Origin of the sequence: Kocuria massiliensis (assembly GCF_900169715.1) — a bacterium.
GTDB classification, from domain to species: domain Bacteria; phylum Actinomycetota; class Actinomycetes; order Actinomycetales; family Micrococcaceae; genus Rothia; species Rothia massiliensis.
On sequence record NZ_LT835160.1, the window covers coordinates 197,242 to 214,932 of the forward strand.

A 17,691-nucleotide genomic window follows, 5' to 3' on the forward strand; every position below is an offset into this window, starting at 1 on the left:
GGATGGAGAGAATGAGCACGATTCTGCAGTCAGAAGCATGGGCCACCTTTCAGCGCGACCTCGGACACGACGTCATCCAGCACACCGGTGAGGGATATTCCTACCTCGCGATCGTTGAAGGCGGTCGAGCGGGCAAATATCTTTACTGCCCCTATGGCCCCGTCGCGGAATCGGCTCAGGCCTTCACTCGGGCACTGGACGACCTCAAGAGGCTCGCGGCCCGCAAGAAGTGCCTCTTCGTGCGCGTTGAGCCGGCCTCCCCGGAGATGTTCCCGAAGGGAGTAGATCCGGTGGATGACCTCACCAACCGCGGCATGTTCTTGGCACAACGCCAAATTCAGCCCAGCCACACGTGGATGGTTGACCTCACACAGGACGAGGACGCTCTGCTCCAGGGGATGAAATCCACCAACCGGAACCTTCACCGGAATATCCACAAAAAGGGCGTGACCTTCGAAGAGTCTCACGACCCCGCCGACGTCGCGGTCTTGCTGAAATACCTCCATCAAACCGCCGAGCGCGTGGGATTCAATCGCCAGCAGGACGCCTACCTCACCCAAGCGGCGAAGTCTCTCTTCCCGCTGGGCGCAGCATCGGTCTATCTGATCCGCGTCGAGGGAGAGCCCATCGGTGCCGCCATGGTGTACGACTCGGAAGATACCCGAACCTATGCGCACGCCTCGATGTCTTTCGAGCACCGTCGCTTGAGCGCCAATAACCCGCTCGTTTCCACCATGATGCTCGATGCCAAGGCCAAAGGCTTGAAGCGCTTCGACATGTTCGGAATTGCCCCCGACAACGAGCCGGACCATCCGTGGGCCGGATTCACCGGCTTCAAGAAGTCCTTTGGCGGCTACGCCGTGACGACGCCGGGAACTTGGGATCTGCCCGTCAGCCTCCCCGCCTACCGGGCCTTCCGGGCCGCCTACGCGCTCCGGGACAAGGGCCTTCCCCGCGCCAAGAGGCTCGCCTCACGTGCGGTTGGCGCGGTGCGCTCCCTCGTTACCCGGAGCTGACGGCGCGACGCCCCTAGACGCCGAGGTCCCCGAGGGCCACCAGGCGAGCGAATTCCGGTTCGGTGTCCTTCAGTTGCGACATCGACCCCCGACCCTGGAGCTGTCCCCGAGCGAAGAACAGAATCTCGTCCACATTCTTGACGGTCGAGAGTCGGTGGGCGATCACGATGACCGTCATGTGCCCCCGGAGCGCCTCGATGGTTTCGGTGATCTCGTGCTCGGTTTCGTTGTCCAGGGCGCTAGTCGCCTCGTCCAGAATGAGGACTCGCGGTTTCCGATACAACGCCCTGGCGATGCCAATGCGTTGCGTCTGACCGCCCGAGAGCCGAGCACCGGCGTCTCCCACCATCGAATCGAGTCCATCCGGCAGGTCACGGAGGAGCGGTTCAAGCTGGGATTGGCGAACGACCTCATCGAGCCACGCGTCGTCGACCATGTCTCGGGGCTCGCCGAACGTGATGAGGTCTCGAACGCTCGCGTCCCAGAGGTAAACCTTCTGGGAGACCATCGCGACATTGCTCAACCAGGACCTCGGATGGGTGGAGATGTCGACGCCGCCCACCGTCACCGTGCCGCCGGTGGGCTCATAGAGCCCCGCCAGAATATCGGCGAAGGTCGTTTTCCCGGCGCCTGAGGTGCCCACCAAAGCGACGGTATGGCCTCGCGGAATCGTCACGTTCACGCCCTTCAAGACAGGCCGTGGGGAATCCGGATAGCTGAAGGTCAGGTCCTTCACGACGATGTCCTCGTCCGGAACCTCCACGATCTGTTCGTCCCGTGAGGAGCTGCTGGCCTGGTCCGCTTCCAGCTCCTCGATGTCCGCCGCAACATCCGCCAACGACGGCGCCCCGGCACGCACCTGATTCACCGTGGCCACCACGCGGTTCAAGGCCGGGACCACACGCATCGCGGCGGCCGCGAAAACCGCCAGGAGCCCAAAGGCCGTGTTTTGGTCTCGGATGACGAAGAGCAGGATCGCCACGACCAAAATCCCGAAGATCATGACGACCTCCAGAAGGTATTTGGGCAGCTCCCCCATCACGCGGAGGAAACTTTGGTAACCGGCGTACTCAACTCGGTTCTTCCGGAACGACTCGGCGAAGTATTCCTCTCGCTGAAAGATTCGGGACTCGCGAAAACCCTCGATCGCGGGATTGAGGTATCCAAAAGCCTCCATGTCCCGCAGGTACGCCGAGTGCGCGTGTTTGAGGGAGTACGGTTTGAGCACGCGAGCGAGCAAGAAGGCCGAGCCGCCAAAAATCACCACTGCGGCCAAGGCGGCCACCGGCGACATCACGGTAATCGTGAGAAGGATGAGAACGATCGTCATCCCGTCCACGGCGATCGTGATGTAGCCCAGAAGAACACTCTCAAAGACCTGAGCGATGCCGCGGGTAAGTATCTGCAGCATCCCTGCTTTCGAACGCTGACGGTGCCGGGCGTACGGGGCATCGAGGTATCGCTCCAGGACTTCCGCCTCGGTTGCCGAACGCGCATATTCGATTTCTCGAATGGTCCAGCGGCGGATCACGATGATGGCCGCATTCTTGATGAGAAAAGCGAGGCCCACACCGAGGGCCAAAGCGAGCAAGATGGTCTTGCGGTCATCCGTGCCGAGGATCGGCACAAGGTATTGGGAGATCAGGCCGGGTAATCCGTCCCCGGCCGCGATGACCTGCGTGAGGGGCAGCATCGCCGCAACCGCAACCATGTCTAGCAATGATGCCGCAAAAGCGGCGATGAACATCGTGACGATGCGTGAGCGCATCCGCCACGGAACCAATCGAAATACGACTCGCAGTCTGCGGTAATCGTCCCTCACGGACAGCCCGCTCCCCTTGCCTCGAGCCACAACATCCCCCTATGAAGTCTCTCCAGGACGACCCCGCCGAACATTGGCGGCGTCACCGAGCACAAGACCTTACCGCAACGGCCCGGAAGCGCGGCGTGAGCCACCGCATTTCCGGGCCGTTGGCGGGCCTTGGGGACGAAGTTACCGCTGATACTTATCCCACTTGGAGGCGACGTGTTCTGCCTCGACCATGCGAACGGTTCCCGACTTGGAACGCATCACGATCGACTGAGTCGTGATGCTCGGGCCCGAGTAACGGACGCCGCGCAAGAGGTCTCCGTCGGTCACACCGGTGGCCGCGAAGAAGCAGTTATCGCTGGTCACGAGCTCATCGGTGGTGAGCACGGCCTCCAGATCATGGCCGGCGTCGAGGGCCTTTTGCTTCTCTTCGTCGTCCTTCGGCGCCAATCGTCCCTGGATCACACCGCCTGTGGCCTTGATCGCACACGCGGCCACGATGCCTTCGGGGGTTCCACCGGTGCCGATCATGACGTCGACGCCGGTTCCCTGACGACACGCGGCGATGGCGCCGGCGACGTCGCCGTCGAGAATCATGCGGGTTCGCGCGCCGGTAGCCCGAATTTCCTCCACCAACTTGGCGTGACGGGGCCGATCCAGGACGCAGACGGTCAGCTGGTTAATGCGCTTCCGCTTGGCCTTGGCCACCAGGTGAAGATTTTGCTTGACCGGCAGACGGAGGTCCACCAGGTCGGCAGCCTCAGGCCCGGTCACGAGCTTTTCCATGTAGAACACGGCGGACGGATCAAACATAGATCCGCCATCGGCCACGGCGATGACCGACAGCGCATTGTTCATACCCAAAGCGGTCAAGCGCGTTCCGTCGACGGGGTCCACCGCGACGTCGAGAGCAGGCCCGTCGCCGTCGCCCAGCTCCTCGCCGTTGAAGAGCATGGGGGCTTCGTCCTTCTCACCCTCACCAATGACCACGGTTCCGTTGAAGTGGACCGTGGAGAGCATCTTGCGCATCGCGTCGACCGCGGCACCGTCTGCCGAATTCTTATCTCCTGCGCCTACCCAGTTGCCGCCCGCAATGGCCGCGGCCTCGGTCACTCGAACCAGCTCGAGCGCAAGGTTGCGATCGGCCTGGTTATTCTGATCGTTGACTTCCGACACAGAGTTCCTCGCCTTCGAAGTTGTCATCCGCGGCCAGCGCATATTTGGTCGCTCGCCGCGTGGTCTCCCGGACGGTGCATCGCACGCCGGGTGCGATTCCAGCTTACTGGTCCGTCCCGCGGCTCAGGGACTCTCCGATTCATGTGACACGGATTTGCGGCACATTGAATGAACTCATCCTCGGTATCACGTGGGAGATCGCCGGATATCGGTGTCCCAGCTTGGACGCCGCCACAGCCTGCGGCACAATGGGCCGAGTGAGCCAATCCAGTCCCGAGCATTCCGATCCGCAGACCGACGGCACCGCCACTACTGCGCAATCCGCCGCCGGAGAGGACACTCCGGTCACGCCGCAACTGACGGAATCCCAAGCCAAGCGCATCAATACGCCCGTCCGCGCGATGGTTTTCTCGATGATCGCCCTGCTGCTGATCCTGCTCCCGTTTCTCTGGCTGGTCCCTCGGCCCGACAAAGAGTCGTATCGCCCCCAGGTGGATCTGACCAAAACCGCCCAGGAAGCGAGCGAGGCGGCCGGCTACCCGGTGGTCGCTCCAAACTTGGACGAACCTTGGCATGCCAATTTCGCCCGTTGGAACTCGGGTTCGACGGACGGCGTTCCCTTCTGGGAGACCGGCTTCGTCACACCCTCTCAAGGGTTCATCACGATTTCTCAAACCAATAAGGCCAATCCCACCTGGACGGCGCAGAAGACGAATGGCGCCCCGGCGACGGGCCACCAAGACATTCATGGCGTGGATTGGGAAACCCACGTCAAGCCCGGTAAAGATAACGATTCCGCCGGGACCTCCTATGTCGCGACGATTCAGGGCACCACCGTTGTGCTCTCCGGAGACGCCACGAAGGACGAATTCTCGACCATGGCCGAAAACGCCGTCTCGTCCGTGAAGGATTCGTCACAATCGGCGAGTTCTTCAGCATCTCACACGGCCGACCAGAACTGACCTGCCCTACCATCAAAGGGCACGGCCATCCGTAGCGTAGGCCTCACCCATCCCCGTCGAAAGCTCTCCAGATGACGAATTCACCTCAGCAGCTCACCCCCCAGCAAGCGTGGCAACGCCTGACCGAGGGCAACGCTCGGTTCGTCTCGGGAACGAGCGACCACCCCAATCAGGACGCGGCACGCCGCGAATCGCTCACCGGCGGGCAGAATCCCTTCGCCGTGATCTTCGGCTGCTCGGACTCTCGGCTGGCCGCGGAGATTATCTTCGACCTCGGGCTCGGTGACACCTTTGTGGTGCGGACGGCCGGCCAGGTGCTCGGAAACGCGGCCATGGGTTCCCTGGAATACAGCATCACGGACCTCCGGGTCCCCCTGATTGTGGTTCTGGGACACGACTCATGCGGCGCGGTCACTGCGGCAAAGCAGTCGTACGAATCCGGCACCATGCCCGGTGGGTTCGTGCGAAACCTGGTGGAAGAGATCATGCCCGCGGTCATCGAGACCGAGCGCAACTCCGACGACGCCGAGGTAAACGTCAACGACATGGTCCGCACGAATACCCGGCAGACCGCCGAACGGATGATCGACCAGTCCAAAATCATTTCTCAAGCCGTCGCCGAAGGAAGCACCGCCGTGGTGGGGATGTTCTACCACTTGCACGAGGGAAAAGCGGAACTCGTCTATTCCTCGCACGATTTGGACGCATAAGCGGAAAACCAGCCCATGAGTTGCCTAAACTGAACCCATGGCTGAAAATACAGAATTCCGCATTGAACACGACACGATGGGCGAGGTCCGAGTACCGGCCGAAGCCCTGTACCGCGCCCAAACTCAGCGCGCCGTAGAAAACTTTCCGATTTCGGGCAAGACACTGGAGTCTGCCCACATCGCCGCTCTGGCCCGCGTCAAAAAAGCGGCAGCCCAGGCCAACGTGGAACTCGGCGTCTTGGACGCCGATCGTGCTCAGGCCATCCGCGACGCCGCCGATGAGGTCATCGCCCATCAGCACGACGGCGAATTCCCGATCGACGTCTTCCAGACCGGTTCCGGAACCTCGTCCAATATGAATACCAATGAGGTGCTGGCCACCCTCGCAAGCCGTGCGCTCAAGTCCAAGGGCATCGAGGTTCACCCGAACGACCACGTCAACGCGTCGCAGTCCTCCAACGACGTCTTCCCGACGTCGGTTCACGTGGCGGTGACGGGAGCCTTGATCAACGACCTCAAACCGGCCCTCGATGTCCTGGCCTCCTCCCTCGAAAAGAAGGCTCAGGAATTCTCCGACGTCGTGAAGTCGGGTCGCACCCACCTCATGGACGCGACCCCCGTGACCCTCGGCCAGGAGTTTTCCGGTTACGCCGCACAGGTTCGTTATGGCATCGAGCGCATCGACGCGGCTTTGCCCCGCGTCGCGGAGGTTCCGCTCGGCGGAACGGCCGTCGGGACCGGCATCAACACCCCGGATGGTTTCTCGGCCCGCGTTATTGAGTTGCTCGCCGAAGAAACGGGCCTTCCGATTACCGAGGCACGGAATCACTTTGAGGCGCAGGCCAACCGCGACGGATTGGTCGAGGCCTCGGGCCAGCTGCGAGGCATCGCGTACTCGCTCATGAAGATCTGCAACGACATCCGCTGGATGGGGTCCGGGCCCAATACCGGCCTCGGCGAATTGCGCATCCCGGATCTTCAGCCCGGTTCGTCGATCATGCCCGGCAAGGTCAACCCGGTCATCTGTGAGGCCGTCATTCAGGTGGCCGCTCAGGTCATTGGCAACGACACCGCCGTCGCACTCTCCTCGACCAACGGCGCCTTCGAGCTCAACGTCGGCATTCCGGTCATGGCTGCCAACTTGCTCGAGTCGATTCGCTTGCTGAGCAATTCGTCCCGTGTCATGGCCGACAAGATGATTACGGGTCTCGAGGCAAACGAGGAGCGCGCGCGCTTCCTGGCCGAAGCCTCACCCTCGACCGTGACCCCCATGAATAAGCTCATCGGCTACGAGGCTGCCGCCAAGATCGCCAAATACTCCGTCTCACACAAGACGACGGTGCGCGAAGCCGTCGTCGCCTTGGGGTATGTGGAACGCGGAGAGGTGACCGAAGAGCAGCTGGATGAAGCGCTCGACGTGACCAAGATGCTCGGTAACCACTAGGCTTCACGAACACGTGCTTCGGCACGTCTCGAGGGTCGGCGTCGTCGTGAACTTCCCGCAATTCCACGACGGCGTCGGCCCTCTTCCATGCCTCCAGACCGGTGGAACGTGAAGGGTAGAGCCAGCTCTGCCCAAGTTCAGATGTAGCTCTGCTCCCCCGGAACGGCGGGGTCCGTACAGTCGAAGACATCAAGCAGGACGTTGCTTGACGGCTCGACCGAAAGGACCACATCATGATCTTCCGCTTGTTCTCCACGGACACTGCTCACCACGCAGCTCGCGACACGAACGACTTCTCGTTCAGCGACGCGGACATGGATCAGATGACCATGGCGATGGGAATGTCCACGTTGACGTATACAGCAACAGCATTGCCTTCGATCCCGATGGCCGCGTAGCCCGCGACGTCGCCCGACGTATGCCGCGCCGATTCTTCGGCGCGGCTTTTTGTGTCTCAAGATGCCCAAGCTCACAGTGCCAGCAATTGCACACCAGAGGCCTGAGTGCAAAAATACACTGTGTGGTCGATAGTGAAACTAACCTTCCGCGCGCCTGCGCCGAAAGTCTTCGGGAGCGCAAAAGACTAGAGACGCGCAATTCCATCCATGAGGCGTGCTTGAACCTCGCGGAGGAACGCGGATACACCGGTTTCACGGTCGATGAAGCAGCAGAGAAGGCGGGAATTTCTCGCCGCACATTCTTCAATTACTTTTCGAGCAAAGAAGATGCCCTGTTCGACTTCGACTCCGAAGATCTTCCCGAGGAGTATCGCCAAAAGTACCTGGACGAAACCTACGCGACACCCGAATGTTCCGTGGTTTTGGAAATGGTACGCATGTACGCCGACGTCGAGCAGTCCCGACTAGTTGGCTTTCAACCGTCCCGGATGCGCCGCATTCGGCACATCATTCAGGACAACCCCAAACTCATCGAGTACTTCATCAAGAAAGCGGATGCCAATTTCCAAGACCGTTCCGAGCTTTTGAAACGCCGCCACCCTGGGCTCTCGGAGAGCCAGCGCCTCGTGGCCCTCAAAACGGTCGAAAGCATCCGCCACCACTACATCGAAGGAATTACCGACTCCGAACCGTTCGAATACGGCTCGGAACGACTCATCCACACGTACGACGAACTCATGGACGTGGCTTTTCAGCCGTTCGGAACGTCGATTCAGCACAACGCACAGGAGAAATCGTGACTCAATCCACCGAAACGGACCGCGCCGCGTCCAGAAAGACGCGGCGCAAGGACCAGCTGACCGATTCCAACGGCAAATTCCTGCTGACCAAGCGCCGGATTTGGACCATTTTCGGGGCCCTTCTGGTCGCCATGTTCCTCGCGTCGATGGACCAGACCATCGTCTCGACGGCCATGCCGACCATCGTTGGCGACCTCGGCGGCGTCGAGCACCAAACCTGGGTGACGACCGCTTACCTGTTGGCCTCGACCCTGGTCATGCCGATCTACGGTAAGTTCGGCGACACGTTGGGCCGCCGAAACCTCTTCCTCATCGCCCTGACCATCTTCACGGGCGCTTCACTCGTCATCTCGTTCTCCACGAGCTTCTGGTTCTTCGTGATTTTCCGCGCCATCCAGGGCCTGGGCGGCGGTGGCCTCATGATCCTCGCCCAAGCGATCATCGGTGACATCATTCCGGCCAAGGAACGCGGTCGCTACATGGGCGTCATGGGGTCCGTTTTCGGCATGTCCGCCGTGATCGCCCCGTTGCTCGGCGGATTCTTCGTGGATCACCTGACCTGGCAGTGGTGCTTTTACGTCAACGTTCCCCTCGGCATCATTGCCTTGATCGTGGCGTTGATTTACCTCAAGTTGCCGTCCCATAAGGCACAACATCGCATCGATATTCTGGGCGTCATTTTCCTGTCCATCACCACCACGTGCCTCATCTTCTTCACCGACTTCGGTGGATCCAATGATCACGGCTGGAGTGCACTGGAAACCTGGATGTGGGGCGCCGGCGCCCTGGTGGCGGGTTGCGTCTTCGTGCTGGTTGAATCTAAGGCCAGCGACCCCGTGATTCCGCTGACCCTGTTCAAGAACCGCATCTTTATCATCGCGACGGCCATCGGCTTCTTCCTCGGTATGTGCATGTTTGCCGCGCTGGCCTTCATCCCGACCTTCTTGCAGATGTCCACCGGCACCTCGGCGGCCGCCTCCGGTCTTTTGATGCTGCCGATGATGGCGGGGCTCATGCTGACCTCGATCCTCTCCGGTAACTTGATCTCCAAGACGGGGAAGTACAAGATGTACCCGATTCTCGGGACGCTGATCACGGCAGCGGTCATGGTCTGGATGACCTCCCTCTCGGCGGACACCGCCGTGTGGATCATCTGCACGATGCTCTTCGCCTTTGGCGTGGGTCTGGGACTCATCATGCAGGTCGTCGTCCTGGTGGTGCAGAACTCGGTTCCGTTCACCCAGCTCGGCACCGCAACCAGTGCGAACAACTACTTCCGCGAGATGGGCTCCTCGGTTGGCGTGGCCATCTTCGGCGCGATGTTCACCTCGCATTTGTCCGAAAAGCTGACGGATCTGTTCAGTTCCCTCCCGCCCCAGGCCGCCAAGGCAGCGCAGGGCAGTGGCGTGGGTGGCGACGCCGCGTCGTCGCTGACCCCGTCCATGCTGAACGACATGCCGGATTTCTTGAAGGACGGCGTCGTGAAGGCCTATGCCGAATCATTGGCTCCGGTCTTCTGGTACCTGCTGCCCTTCATGGCCTTGGCCTTCATCCTCTCGCTCTTCCTCAAGGAGATTCCGCTTCGATCGGTCTCCGGCATGGTGGCTCGCGGAGAAGCCATCGACGGCGAAGAGGCCGAGCAGGCTTATCAAAATCTGCATACGGGCCAGTTCCCGGTCGTCCCGATCACCGGATCCACGCGCGTGGTGTCCTCCTCTGAGGATTCCTCCGGCTCCGAATCATCTCGGAACGGCGACGCAACGGCCCACCAGGAGGACGAGCCCGGCGAGGGGGCATCCAACGACGCGACGACCGCTACGCATCGCGGCCGCCACGTCTCGGACTCCCCCGTGGATGCCGTGCCGGACACCTCGAACCGTGATGTGAGAGACTCCTAGCAATAGGCCACGTCACTAAATTCGCCCTTGTCAGGCGGTCAAAATGAGATTTCGCCCCGAACCTTCGTGATCCCGATCAAATGAAGGCTCGGGGCGGAATAGCTTCCAGCCTGACCTGGTTACATGAGCTGAATAGGGATCACGTGGTCCCGAGCCGATCGACAAGGAATCGAGGAACTGTGAAACTCGCAGAACAGATCGTCCAACAACTGATCGAAGCCGGTGTTCATCGCATTTACGGCATCGTCGGTGACTCTCTCAACCCCATCGTCGACGCGGTCCGGGCAACCGGTGGTGCTAAGAAGGGCGGCATTGACTGGGTGCATGTCCGCCACGAGGAAGCTGCGGCATTTGCCGCCGGAGCGGAAGCACAGCTGACCGGCGAGCTCGCCGTGTGCGCCGGCTCGTGTGGCCCCGGCAACCTTCACCTCATCAACGGTCTCTTCGACGCCAACCGCTCGAAGGCACCGGTTCTGGCCATCGCATCGCAGATTCCCAGCGTGCAGATTGGCCAGGGCTATTTCCAGGAGACTCATCCGGAACGCCTGTACGAAGAGTGCTCGGTCTACAACGAACTCATCTCGACGACGGATCAGGCTCCCCGCGTGCTGGCCTCGGCGATTCGCTACGCCGTGGGCAAGTCCGGAGTTTCCGTCGTGACCTTGCCCGGCGATTTGGCCGATGAAGACTCCAGCGCGGAAGCCCCGAAGATCGGAACGCTTCGCCGTTCCCCCAAGGTCCCCGAGGACTCCACCATCGCCGAGTTCGCCGAGGCCATCAACGCTGCCGAAAAGGTCGCGTTGTTCGTCGGTGCCGGCGCCAAGGGTGCACACGACACCGTGATCGAATTGGCCGACAAGGTGGGTGCGCCGATCGGCCACTCGCTACGCGGCAAGGATTTCATCCAGTACGACAATCCCTTCGACGTCGGCATGACGGGCCTGTTGGGCTACGGCGCGGCGGCCGAAGGTATTCACGACGCCGACCTCATGATCATGCTCGGCACGGACTTCCCCTACGACCAGTTCTTGCCAGACACCAAGACCATCCAGGTCGACACGGCCCCTGAACACATGGGCCGCCGCACCGACGTGGATCTCCAGATCGAGGGCAACGTCTTGGAGACTCTGCAGAAGGTCTTGCCGCTCGTGCAGCGCAAGTCCAACCGCAAGTTCCTGGAGAAGCTCCTCAAGCGCCACGACACCATCATGAACAAGGCCGTCGGCGCCTACACGCGCAACGTGGAGAAGCACAAGCCGATCCACCCGGAATACGCGGCTTCGCTGCTTGACCAGGTGGCCGACAAGGACGCCATCTTCACCGCCGACACGGGCATGTGCAACGTCTGGTCCGCTCGGTACATCAACCCGTTGGGCACCCGTCGCCTGATCGGTTCCTACCTCCACGGGTCGATGGCGAATGCCTTGCCGCAGGCCGTGGGTGCTCAGGTCGCCTACCCGGATCGCCAGGTCATCTCGATGTCCGGCGACGGCGGACTCTCGATGCTCATGGGCGAGCTCGCAACCGCCGCGATGTACCAGCTTCCGCTGAACATCGTCGTCTTCAATAACTCGACCTTGGGCATGGTCAAGATGGAGATGATGGTCGACGGGTTGCAGGACTTCGGAGTGGATGTTCCGGACATCAACTATGCCGACGTCGCCAAGGCCATGGGCTTCCACGCGGAACGCGTCACGGACCCGAAGAAGCTCAAGAAGGCTTACGAGGACGCCCTGTCCCACAAGGGCCCGAGCGTCATCGAGGTCATCACGGATCCGCTGGCCCTTTCGGTTCCTCCGCAGATTGACAACAGCATGGTCTTCGGATTCGCGACGGCCATGTCCAAGATCGTCTTCAACCGCGGTGCGGGCGAAGCCGTCTCGATGGCCCGTTCCAACCTGCGCAACATTAATGCCCTGAGGTAGAATTCTCGCGGCTTGCCGTAGCCCCGATCTTTCGTCCACGCGACGAAAGATCGGGGCTTTTTTCGCCCACGCTCCGCACATCTCCGCCGGAGGTCGGGCTACCTGGCCGCTGCGATCCGGTCGAGTTCCTGACGCAGAATGACGAGGGTTTCCTCGGAACGCTCCGGATCCACCAACATATGAAGCGCCAACCCGTCGATCAGGGCATGCAACCGAGCCCCCGCACGATGGTCCCCCTCGCCCTTCAGGGCGGCCGTGAAGCCCATTTCGCGACCCTGGAGACGCTCCACCTGGATCACGCACGCGGCGCGCAAGGCGAGGGTTGCTTCATTGCGAATACGTGTCAGCTCGGGCAACACCGGCGCTTCGGCAATCAAGGCGAGGTTTACTTCTAGCTCCGCCCGACGCTGAGAATCCAACGGCAAAAATTCCGAGAGCACCCTCTCCGCGTGCTCTTTCGGATCGTCTCCCCGAGGAATGGCCCGCGCCCTGTCGGTCGCCGCTTTCAACATGAGTCGCGCGGAGAATTCCACCAATTCTGCGCGCGTCGGGAACACGTGACGGAGCGAGCCGACGGCGACACCCGCCCGGTCTGCCACGTTCCGCACGGAGACCGCCGCGACGCCGTCCTCGACGATGGTCTCCCACACGGCTTCGGCGAGCTGCTCCTTGCGGGCATTTTTGTCGATTTTTTTGGGCACTCCCACATGGTAGTACAACCGTGCTAGTATCCGTAATTAGCACAGTCGTACCACAAAGGAGTTCCCGTGATCGTCGCAACCATCGTGGCCTGCGAGATTGGTTTTTGGGTCTTTCTCTTAGCAGGCCTTTCCGCCCGCTACGTGCTGAGGCGGCCCCGCTTAGGCCTCATACTGTTGGCGATAGCTCCGCTCGTCGACGTGGTTCTCCTCTCCGTCACGGTCGCCGACCTACGGGGCGGCGGACAAGCTTCCTTCGCACACACTCTGTCGGCTTACTACATCGGCATTTCCGTGGCCTTCGGCCACACCCTCGTGGCCTGGGCGGACCGAAAATTCGCCCGGCGGTTTGGTCGCGAAGGCGACTCCCCCACCAAGTCCAAGCCTCGTCGGCTATACGGCCGGGAACATATCCGCGAGCAGTGGAAGGGCACGGTGCAAGTGTGGGTGGCGGCGCTCATCTCGGCCGGCATTCTTGCCGGAATGGTGTGGATGGTTGGTCAACCGGAGCAGACCAAAGCGCTCTCCGATGGCCTGCGCCCCATCGGCGTCGTGGTGATGATCGACCTCATCATCACGGTCAGCTACACGATCTGGCCTCGCCGAGCCCCAGCCGCGACCTCACAGCATGCGCTGGACGATCCGCCGCGAGAGTCCTCTCAGCCTTCCAGCCCATCCACGGAGAATTCCGCGGGGCCGGAGCACTCCACCGCCGAGCGGATCCGGTAGAGCATCCTCTCGCTCATCTCGGGAAGGTCCTGGAGGGAGAACCACCGAACGTCCGTGGATTCTTCGTCGTTGACGCGAGCCGTTCCGGCCACGTATCGGCATCGGAAGGTCAGGTCGAGAAATTGCGCGTGGTCGCCGTTGGGGAAGGCCTGCGGCGGATTGGCCTTGACCGAGGCCAAGAATTCGACGCGAATTTCCACACCGGCCTCTTCCTCGGCCTCGCGGATCGCCGTCACGGCAGGTTCCTCCCCCGGATCGACGATCCCCGTGATCGGGGTCCAAGCACCGTTATCCGACCGCCGGCACAAGAGGATTCGTTGATTTTCATCCAGAATGACGGCCGTGACACCGGGCATCCAGAGGAGGTCGTGGCCAATCTTCTCGCGAATCTGCACCACGAATTCGGGCGTTGGCATGGGAACTCCTCGTTTGCCGGCGTCGATACTCCAACCACCCTACCGGGGCTGGGACAAGCCGTTCAGGAAGTTCCGATACACCACACCACGCCCGCCGCCAGGAACATCCAGGGCCCGAGGGGTAGATAGGCATCGCGACGCACCCGACCCGCCACCAAGAGGGCCACGGCCCATAGACCGGCCGCGATAAAAGAGAATGCCACCCAAGCCACGGCGTGCAGGACCGAGAGAAATCCGCAGGCCCAGCCCAGTATGGGCGCAAGGACGACGTCGCCGCGCCCCAGAGCGCCTCCACCGAGCCACCGCGAGATCACGAAAACGCCCCAGGCCAGGATGGCTCCGGCCAGGGCGGTGATAACCCGGCGGGGTTCCGAAGCCGTCACGGCGGCCGTACCCAGGCTGAACACTCCTATGGGATACAGGGGCAGAGTCAGCTTCCGAGGAAGACGGTGGCTGGTCGCATCCACCCAGGCGAGGCGGCCACCCAACGTCATGTAGGCCAGAAGGCACGGGAGAACGCACACCGCAGCGAGTTTCCCCTCAGGTCCCGCCTCCCACCACGAGCACAGCACGGCACCCACGGCACGCCCTTAAGACCCGAATCGACGCTGCCGACCCGCGAAGTCCCTCAACGCTCGGAGGAAATCCACTCGCCGGAAATCCGGCCACAAGGCTTCACAGAAATAGAACTCGCTGTAGGCCGACTGCCACATCATGAATCCGGAGAGCCGCTGTTCGCCGGAGGTGCGAATCACCAGGTCGGGGTCCGGCTGTCCCCGCGTATAGAGGTAGCTTGAGATGTCCTCCGAGGTCAGACGGTCGGCGATTTCTTCGGTGCTTTGGCCTTCTGCGGCGGCGTCGCGCAGGAGTTCCCTCACCGCATCGACGATCTCTTGACGCCCTCCGTAGCCCACCGCAATGTTCACGTGCAGGCCTTCGACCTCGGCGGTCTGTTCGGTGACGTCTTCCAATATCGACGGGAGATCATCCGGCAAGAGGTCCAAGGCGCCCACGGGCTGCAGACGAGCGATCTGGCTTTCTCCAAGCTCTCGCAGCAAGTCTTGGATGACACCGAGGAGGTCTCCCAATTCGGAGGCCGGACGCTTGAGATTCTCTGTGGAGAGCATGTACAACGTCACGACGCCGATCTTGAGTTCCCGGCACCACCCGAGAAATTCGATGATCCGTTCGGCGCCCTTCTGATGACCATGCTTGGTGGTTTGCCCCATGAGAGCGGCCCACCGCCGGTTTCCGTCCACCATGACGCCGACGTGCTGCGGCAGGCGATCCGCAGGGATGGAAGCCGTGAGATTCCGCTCGTACACGCTGTACAGAGGCTTTGAAAGCTTCATGGCTGTCCTTCGGATCGTCGAGGCTGGGAGCCTGTCGCACTGGACCTTCCAGCGAGTTCGCGTTCCTTAACCGTACCCGTTCGTGCCGACGTTCGATGCCGATTCCACAGCCACGGAGCAAACCACCAGGGGCCAGGAATAGAATGATTCGAACGTTAAGGGTTCGAGAGGGGCATCAGCATATGAGTTCATCGGGCCGGCCTTCTCCTTCTGAGGAGCATCGACCAACGTCTGGCGGAAGCCACTCGACGGCGCCTCGCGAAGGGACCGAGGCACCGTGGGGCGAACGTGCGCGCGAAGCGACCCGCATCGCTTCGTCCCACATTGAAGACGCCGCCAACCGCGCCGCGCAGGGTTTCCACGAGATTCTCGAACGGAAACCGCTCTGGCGTGGCTGGATCCACGCGTCTTTCGCCCCAGTAGCCTTCGCGGCAGGCATTGTGCTGATCGTTTTGGCGGGTGGAGGCGCGGTGTCCGCCGCATGCGCCGTCTTCGGTGCCACGAGCGTGATCTTGTTCGGGGTTTCAGGCATGTACCACCGAGCCTATTGGCGGGGCCGGACCCGGATGACGTTCAAAAGATTGGATCACTCCAATATTTCGCTCATCATCGCGGGAACCTATACCCCGTTGGCCCTGGTCATGCTGGACCAACCCAAAACGGCAATCCTGCTCTGGAGCATCTGGGCCTGCGCGGTGCTCTTGATCCTCTTTCGGGTGTTCTGGACCGGTGCCCCTCGAATGCTCTACACACCGTTGTACGTCGTCATGGGGCTCATGGCGCTGTTTTTCCTGGGCGACTTCTGGTCGGTCAGCCCCACGGCAACGCTGTTGATTTGCGCTGGCGGAGTGTTTTACATCGTCGGGGCCGTTTTCTACGCCCTTAAACGACCCGCGCTCTCACCGCGGGTCTTTGGCTTCCACGAGCTCTTCCACGTGTGCACCATCTTTGGCTTCGCCTGCCACTACACGGCCGTCGTGTTTGCGCTGTACGGCTAAGGGTCAGCGGCGTTCCGGGTCGACGCCGGGAGTTCCGTTGACGTTCGTGCGCGCCTGCACGGAGTCATGTCCGGCATCCGCGAGATCCTCGGATGAACCGTCGGCTTGTTCAGCTTCTCGTCGCTCTTCCTCGCGCGCCATCGCGTAATCGAACCTATTTTTCAAGCGTCGCTGACGCCGCGTGTGGTCCAAGCCCACCAAAATGATGAGCACCGCGAGGAGCAACGTGATGAGGAAGCCGATGACCCCGGGCGAGACCTGATTGGCGTCCAAACCTGGTTTGAGGCTCGGCGACTCATCCGCTGCCATGAGGAAATTCGCTACATTGACTGCCACCATCATTGGCCTGATACACCTTCCCCAGCACCTGAAACTGTGCCGGACAGGTCGATTCCGGCATCGAGGCTGTGTTCCGGAAGGGCCGACTCGACCCGGCTCGCCGCGAGGACGTAGTCCTCATACGGCCAAATTTCCCGTTGAAAATCCGTGGACACGGCGAAGAAGAACCCGGTGGGGTCCACCTGCGAGGTGTGCGACTTTAACGCGGCGTCTCGAACCTCGAAATAGTCTCCGCACGGAATCTGCGTGGTGGTCTCGTGCCGCGAAACCGGCGGGGCGCCTTCTGGCTCCGATTCGGCCAAACGCGCCATGAACTCGGCATAGGGCGAGTCCATGCCTCGCTCCTCTAACGCGTGGTGCAGGGCCAGGAAGCGGTCGGTATTGAACGCCATGTCGTAGTACAGCTTGGAGGGCTCCCACGGCGTGCCCTCGCCCAAGTAGCGGCGAGGATCCCCCGAGGCTTCCCAGGCCTCCGTGGCCACTTTATGGGCCATGATGTGGTCCGGATGCGGATAGCCGCCGTTCTCGTCGTAGGCGAGCAACACGTGAGGCCGAAATTCACGAACCACCCGAATGAGTGGGGCCGCGGCACGTTCCAGCGGCGTCGTCGCGAAGCATCCCCAAGGCAATGGGGGTAGCGGGTCACCTTCCGGCAGTCCGGAATCCATGAAGCCCAACCACCGGTGTTCCACGCCCAGAGCTGCTTGGGCATTGGCCATCTCACGACGACGCAGTCCCGGAAGGTCCCAATGAGCTCGCGGATTCTCCTCGACGGCCGGATTCAAAATCGACCCTCGTTCTCCGCCGGTGCATGAAACCACCATCACGCGTGCACCGCGCCGAGCGTAGGCGGCCATGGTGGCGGCGCCCTTGCTGGACTCGTCGTCAGGGTGCGCGTGTACCGCGAGGATTCTCAATCCGCTGTAGTCGTCCCCGAGCGTGGGCGCGCTTGAGTTTGTCGCCGCGGCGGAGCCGGGTTCCTGAGCGGTTGTCACGTACGGACACCTCATTCTTTTCGAT

The 17,691-nt window shown here is 61.7% G+C and carries 18 protein-coding genes; 10 read left to right on the top strand and 8 right to left on the bottom strand.

All coding sequences use genetic code 11. The annotated features are described in order from the left end of the window. Positions 1 to 11: 11 nt before the first annotated feature. Positions 12 to 1,016, top strand: a complete 1,005-nt coding sequence (locus B9Y51_RS02420; RefSeq protein ID WP_085528669.1) for a lipid II:glycine glycyltransferase FemX — start codon at positions 12 to 14, stop codon at positions 1,014 to 1,016. Between the two features lie 13 nt (positions 1,017 to 1,029). Here B9Y51_RS02420 and B9Y51_RS02425 read toward each other — a convergent pair whose 3' ends face one another. Next, positions 1,030 to 2,784: an ABC transporter ATP-binding protein gene (locus tag B9Y51_RS02425; protein WP_085528670.1), complete on the bottom strand. Its 1,755-nt coding sequence runs from the start codon at positions 2,782 to 2,784 to the stop codon at positions 1,030 to 1,032. Between the two features lie 225 nt (positions 2,785 to 3,009). Continuing rightward, a complete protein-coding gene (gene glpX / locus B9Y51_RS02430; RefSeq protein ID WP_048680042.1) occupies positions 3,010 to 4,029 on the bottom strand; it encodes a class II fructose-bisphosphatase in 1,020 nt (339 codons plus the stop codon). Positions 4,030 to 4,259: 230 nt separating this feature from the next. Between glpX and B9Y51_RS02435 the strand changes: the two genes are divergently transcribed. The 7 genes from B9Y51_RS02435 (at position 4,260) to B9Y51_RS02460 (ending at position 12,139) form a co-directional block, all read left to right on the top strand. After that, a complete protein-coding gene (locus tag B9Y51_RS02435) occupies positions 4,260 to 4,964 on the top strand; it encodes a DUF4245 domain-containing protein (RefSeq protein WP_158088238.1) in 705 nt (234 codons plus the stop codon). A 71-nt stretch (positions 4,965 to 5,035) separates the two neighbouring features. Next, positions 5,036 to 5,674, top strand: coding sequence for a carbonic anhydrase (locus tag B9Y51_RS02440; RefSeq protein WP_085528672.1), 639 nt, complete (start codon positions 5,036 to 5,038; stop codon positions 5,672 to 5,674). Positions 5,675 to 5,711: 37 nt separating this feature from the next. Further along, positions 5,712 to 7,118, top strand: a complete 1,407-nt coding sequence (locus B9Y51_RS02445) for a class II fumarate hydratase (protein ID WP_048679561.1) — start codon at positions 5,712 to 5,714, stop codon at positions 7,116 to 7,118. A gap of 233 nt (positions 7,119 to 7,351) precedes the next feature. Further along, the gene (locus B9Y51_RS11145) at positions 7,352 to 7,516 is read left to right on the top strand and encodes a hypothetical protein (RefSeq protein WP_153245885.1); all 165 of its coding nucleotides are present in this window, start codon (positions 7,352 to 7,354) and stop codon (positions 7,514 to 7,516) included. 122 nt (positions 7,517 to 7,638) lie between these two features. Then, positions 7,639 to 8,316: a TetR/AcrR family transcriptional regulator gene (locus B9Y51_RS02450; RefSeq protein ID WP_238651154.1), complete on the top strand. Its 678-nt coding sequence runs from the start codon at positions 7,639 to 7,641 to the stop codon at positions 8,314 to 8,316. Between the two features lie 56 nt (positions 8,317 to 8,372). Then, the gene (locus B9Y51_RS02455) at positions 8,373 to 10,214 is read left to right on the top strand and encodes an MDR family MFS transporter (protein WP_245826053.1); all 1,842 of its coding nucleotides are present in this window, start codon (positions 8,373 to 8,375) and stop codon (positions 10,212 to 10,214) included. Between the two features lie 179 nt (positions 10,215 to 10,393). After that, positions 10,394 to 12,139, top strand: a complete 1,746-nt coding sequence (locus tag B9Y51_RS02460) for a pyruvate dehydrogenase (protein WP_048679568.1) — start codon at positions 10,394 to 10,396, stop codon at positions 12,137 to 12,139. A gap of 98 nt (positions 12,140 to 12,237) precedes the next feature. Here B9Y51_RS02460 and B9Y51_RS02465 read toward each other — a convergent pair whose 3' ends face one another. Beyond that, entirely contained in the window at positions 12,238 to 12,840 is a 603-nt protein-coding gene (locus B9Y51_RS02465; RefSeq protein WP_085528674.1) for a TetR/AcrR family transcriptional regulator, read from the bottom strand. A gap of 66 nt (positions 12,841 to 12,906) precedes the next feature. Between B9Y51_RS02465 and B9Y51_RS02470 the strand changes: the two genes are divergently transcribed. Then, complete coding sequence (locus B9Y51_RS02470; RefSeq protein WP_177345058.1) at positions 12,907 to 13,566, top strand: hypothetical protein; 660 nt, start codon at positions 12,907 to 12,909, stop codon at positions 13,564 to 13,566. On the opposite strand, the gene B9Y51_RS02475 is transcribed toward B9Y51_RS02470, so the two are convergent. The 3 genes from B9Y51_RS02475 to B9Y51_RS02485 form a co-directional block, all read right to left on the bottom strand. Continuing rightward, positions 13,497 to 13,982: an NUDIX hydrolase gene (locus B9Y51_RS02475; RefSeq protein ID WP_085528675.1), complete on the bottom strand. Its 486-nt coding sequence runs from the start codon at positions 13,980 to 13,982 to the stop codon at positions 13,497 to 13,499. The genes B9Y51_RS02470 and B9Y51_RS02475 overlap by 70 nt on opposite strands. A gap of 62 nt (positions 13,983 to 14,044) precedes the next feature. Then, positions 14,045 to 14,563, bottom strand: a complete 519-nt coding sequence (locus B9Y51_RS02480; protein WP_143467963.1) for a prepilin peptidase — start codon at positions 14,561 to 14,563, stop codon at positions 14,045 to 14,047. Positions 14,564 to 14,572: 9 nt separating this feature from the next. Next, positions 14,573 to 15,334, bottom strand: coding sequence for an isoprenyl transferase (locus tag B9Y51_RS02485; RefSeq protein ID WP_085528677.1), 762 nt, complete (start codon positions 15,332 to 15,334; stop codon positions 14,573 to 14,575). Positions 15,335 to 15,516: 182 nt separating this feature from the next. Here B9Y51_RS02485 and trhA point away from each other — a divergent pair, with 182 nt between their 5' ends. Beyond that, positions 15,517 to 16,332, top strand: a complete 816-nt coding sequence (gene trhA, locus B9Y51_RS02490) for a PAQR family membrane homeostasis protein TrhA (protein WP_085528678.1) — start codon at positions 15,517 to 15,519, stop codon at positions 16,330 to 16,332. 3 nt (positions 16,333 to 16,335) lie between these two features. Here the strand turns inward: trhA and B9Y51_RS02495 are convergent, their stop codons facing one another. Further along, positions 16,336 to 16,674 (bottom strand): hypothetical protein, encoded by a 339-nt coding sequence (locus B9Y51_RS02495; RefSeq protein ID WP_085528679.1) that lies wholly within the window; start codon positions 16,672 to 16,674, stop codon positions 16,336 to 16,338. After that, positions 16,671 to 17,588 carry a mycothiol conjugate amidase Mca gene (mca, locus tag B9Y51_RS02500; RefSeq protein WP_245826054.1) on the bottom strand — a complete coding sequence of 306 codons (918 nt, stop codon included), beginning with the start codon at positions 17,586 to 17,588 and terminating at the stop codon, positions 16,671 to 16,673. The genes B9Y51_RS02495 and mca overlap by 4 nt, the downstream gene beginning before the upstream one ends. Between the last annotated feature and the right edge of the window lie 103 nt (positions 17,589 to 17,691).